This is a genomic window from Arthrobacter sp. 2YAF22_2, assembly GCF_052114645.1.
In the GTDB taxonomy this organism is placed as follows: domain Bacteria; phylum Actinomycetota; class Actinomycetes; order Actinomycetales; family Micrococcaceae; genus Arthrobacter.
On sequence record NZ_JBFRFD010000381.1, the window covers coordinates 1 to 3,673 of the forward strand.

At 64.1% G+C, this 3,673-nt stretch carries 4 protein-coding genes; 3 read left to right on the forward strand and 1 reads right to left on the reverse strand.

The genetic code is table 11. The features are described 5' to 3' along the window. The 3 genes from AB4Y86_RS14360 to AB4Y86_RS14370 form a co-directional block, all read left to right on the forward strand. Window positions 1-413: UDP binding domain-containing protein (locus AB4Y86_RS14360; RefSeq protein ID WP_441402876.1), on the forward strand; the 413-nt coding region annotated here is incomplete at its 5' end. A 149-nt stretch (window positions 414-562) separates the two neighbouring features. Further along, entirely contained in the window at window positions 563-694 is a 132-nt protein-coding gene (locus AB4Y86_RS14365; protein WP_441402877.1) for a hypothetical protein, read from the forward strand. A 419-nt stretch (window positions 695-1,113) separates the two neighbouring features. Then, the gene (locus AB4Y86_RS14370; RefSeq protein ID WP_441402878.1) at window positions 1,114-2,205 is read left to right on the forward strand and encodes a hypothetical protein; all 1,092 of its coding nucleotides are present in this window, start codon (window positions 1,114-1,116) and stop codon (window positions 2,203-2,205) included. 5 nt (window positions 2,206-2,210) lie between these two features. Here AB4Y86_RS14370 and AB4Y86_RS14375 read toward each other — a convergent pair whose 3' ends face one another. Continuing rightward, window positions 2,211-3,644: a glycosyltransferase family 2 protein gene (locus AB4Y86_RS14375; protein ID WP_441402879.1), complete on the reverse strand. Its 1,434-nt coding sequence runs from the start codon at window positions 3,642-3,644 to the stop codon at window positions 2,211-2,213. Window positions 3,645-3,673 lie beyond the last annotated feature (29 nt).

Genomic DNA, 3,673 nt, shown 5'->3' on the forward strand with positions numbered 1-3,673 from the left:
GCGTCGTGGAGCTCACCCGGGAGCTGTGCGGCGGCTCCCTGATGGGGCAGCGGATTGCCGTGTTGGGGGCGGCCTTCAAACCCGAGAGCGACGACGTCCGGGACTCGCCGGCCCTGAGCGCTGCGGCCCAGCTGCAGCTCCAGGGCGCAGTGGTGACGGTGACCGACCCGCAGGCCCTGGCCAATGCTGCCAAGCGTTTCCCGGAACTCCCGCTGGAGCCGGATTTGGAAGCCACCCTGCGCAAGGCCGACGCTGTGTTGCTGCTGACGGAGTGGCGACAATACCGCGAGTTGGACCCGCACGATACCTTGGCCCTGGTGTCGGCGCCCCGTATCCTCGACGGGCGGAACGTGCTGGACCCGGTCAAATGGCGCGCGGCCGGCTGGACCTATAAGGGGCTCGGACGCCCCTGAACTACGGGGTGGCCGCATCCGCCCAGCCTGCAATCGCGGGTTTGTGCTGGCAGCCCGAGTAGGTGGCCGGACCAAATGAGTGGCAGCGGCCATTTTTTGGAGTGAAGGGCACGCTGTTATTCGGAGTCCCGCCGTCGTTGAATCGACTTATGAATATGAACGGAATGGAGCGGGTGTGGCACGGCAGCCACCGCAAGGCCGTTGGGCGGAATTGGTCCATGTATTCAGCGCTGATCCTGCTGGTCCTGATGTCCTGGGTGGTCCTTGCCTATCCGCGTTAGCCTCGACAATTCTTGACATCCTCATTTACAACCCCGGTCGAAAATCTTTCGACCGGGGTTTACTTTGTTTTCAGCCCGGCGGCGCGCCGACACTGGCGCGCACCGGCCGCGGCGGCGTGGCGCACCCCAGCAAAGTGACAATAATCACGGCAAAGCGGAGGAACTGTCCCGGCGTGGCAAACGAGAGCGGGGCCTCATGTATGGTTGAGCCTGCACGAATAGGTCTCAGCGTGCCATGATGCTCAACTGGCCGCTCCGGGGGGAGCTGGCCGGCGTCGCTGACCGGGCTTCAACCGCCCCAAATACCAGCAACAGACCGTGGGCAACTCGCACCGGTCTCATCATGGCCGAACGTCAGCACGCCGTCACTGGCTCAGTGCTGTCTTTTCCCATGTCCTCAACAGAATATGCACCCACCAATGAAACAACTGAGTAAAATCCGCATAGCAGCGCTTGTCCTCCTAATCGGCGGACTCACCACCGGTTGCGCAGCCTCGTCGACCCCGGAGGCGGCGGGCCAGTCCCCCAGCACTTCGACCGCGGCACAGTCGCCGGCGCCGTCGTCCTCTGCCGCTTCGGCAACGCCGCCCCAGTCAGATCCGACCAAAACGGCAGCGGCTACAAGCACCGTCGCCCCGCCGACTGCGGCTGCGACTCCGGCCAAAGCAGCGGCTCCGGCTCCCGCCAAGGCTGCGAAGCCGGCCCCGGTCGCCCCGGCCCCGGTCGCCCCGGCTGGCGGCACCGCCACGAGCGTCTACCCCACGCACACGAACGTCATCAGCACGACCTTCTGGGTGGGCGAGATCTTCAACGCCAGCCTGGCCGACGGATCCCAGGTCTGCTCCACCTACAGCAGCCAGTGGGCCTTCCAGCACACCGGGGTCAACCTCGGCACCACCCCTGCATCCGCTTCCGGTTGCCCGGGAAGCATCTACGGCGGCTGCGACGGCGTGAGTTCCGGTACCGGAACGAATTTCACTTGCTCGACCGAAGCCCGCGACGCCTCCAACGGGTATTTCCCCAAGAACCAGCCCCAGCCCAAGGAGAACCCCTTCTACTTGGATCTGCCTTACGACGACGTCAACGACACCGTTGCCTTTCAGCAACGCTGCAGCGTCATCCCCTGGGCGGCTTCGGACAACGCCGCCACCGGCGTCGACCACTGTAAGGACCCCAACTACAGCTACATGAAGAACCGCTGGGTCAAGCTCTCCGGACCGAACGGAAACGTTTGCTACGGCCAGATCCAGGACGCCGGCCCATCCAGCGGCACCGCTTACCACGATGCCGGGTACGTCTTCGGTTCCCAGAACCTCCGTCCGGCCAACGCTGACTTCTCGACCGATGCTACCCAGGGTGCCGGCATGGACGTCTCCCCCGCACTGAACGGCTGCCTCGGGTTCGCCGAGCTGAACGGCAGCGGCGACCACGTCTCCTGGTCCTTCGTCGACCGCGCCAACGTTCCGGCCGGACCGTGGCTCAAGGTGCAGACGACTTCCGGCGTCAGCTAGCCGCTCTAGCGTGCGCCGGGCGCAGCCGAGCTTTCGAGCGGTTCCCCGCTTGAGGGCCGATTCTGCGCCCGGCGAACGGGACTGATCCAGACCCCTGAAGAGTGCGTCGAGAACGCCCTTGGCAGGACCATTAAACAAATTCCTGCGTCGAGAATCCGCATGAGCGGAAAAAACGGAGCCAACAACAGGATGAAGGGCCGCCGAAGGGACACGGCCGCGATGATCGTCAGCAACAGATCAGGGAGGAATACGCCGAGGAGGACATCCTGGGGGCGAAGCAAGCCCGCCACTGCGATCAATTCCGGGGAGGTATTGCCCGTCTGAAGCTCTACCGCCGCCAGAACCGAGAGCAACAAGACCGGCACAAGTAGGACAAAGAAGAGGCAGCTCAGGATCAGCTCGACGATGTAGACCGCGAGCGCAAGCCAAAACTTGCCGGCCTGGACCCGATGCCGACGGACGGTCTGCCAAAACCCGAGACTCCAACGCCGGACTTGCCTGATGTAGTCACGGAGCGTATCCGGGTCCTGCGTGTACGCTACCGCCGCGGCGGGATGGAATGCTACCCTGCCCAGCTTCTTGGCATGGAGCTCGAAGGTCATGTTGAAGTCCTCGATGACCAGCCCGGGAGCCAGCACGTCAATCTTCTCGAGCGCCGACGTCCGATACATGCTGGCAAAGCCTGGCACGATCGATACGACGTTCGCCCCCTTCGCGGCCTGCCCGTACTTCAGCAGGAGTTGCACCACAATATACAGCCGCTCCCGATACGCCACGAGGAAACTGCCCAATGGGCTCGGCGAGGTAGGGTTCATGATGGATCTGGCTCGGCCCGCGACGGCAGCCACCGTCGGGTCGGAGAACATCGGAAGTCCAGTATCGAGGTAGTCCGGGGCGGGACGGGTGTCCGCGTCCAGCAGCATCACCACTTCGAAGTTCTTACACAACTCGAAGTGGGCGATGCCGGCGGCCAGAGCCCCCGCCTTACCCCGGTTTGGGGCCAGCTCAAGCACCTTCACCCCTGCTTTGCGGGCGATTTCGGCAGTGTCGTCGGAGGACATGTCCGAGATGACGTGGATGTTCTCCAGGGGAACCAAAGCGGCAGCGGTCCGGATCGTCTCACTGATCACGAGTGCTTCGTTGTGGGCCGCAATCAGGACCGCAACATCCGCCGGTAGCACCGGCGTGGCTTTGGCCCTGCGCCGCCCATGAATCCGGCGGATTCTGCCCGCGCCGTCCCGTGTCGGTAGGGACGGGAAGCGTCTGGTACCGGAGGCGAACCCATCGCGCGCCAGCCAACGCCGCCGCCCGGTAAATCCGAGTTCCGCCCGGCCGGCCCGGTAGTGGTCGTATTCTTCCCCGACAGCCCTCGTCAAGCCGACCAGCGTCCAGAAAATCGTCGTGATACCCAGGACCAGAATCATGTAGAAGATAATCACAGCCCCGGCGCTCCTACCGTGTCGTACAT

Bases quoted from the DNA above. Each gene is read 5' to 3' on its own strand.
- AB4Y86_RS14365 (WP_441402877.1), top strand. From the start codon at position 563: ATGAATATGAACGGAATGGAGCGGGTGTGGCACGGCAGCCACCGCAAG.
- AB4Y86_RS14370 (WP_441402878.1), top strand. From the start codon at position 1,114: ATGAAACAACTGAGTAAAATCCGCATAGCAGCGCTTGTCCTCCTAATC.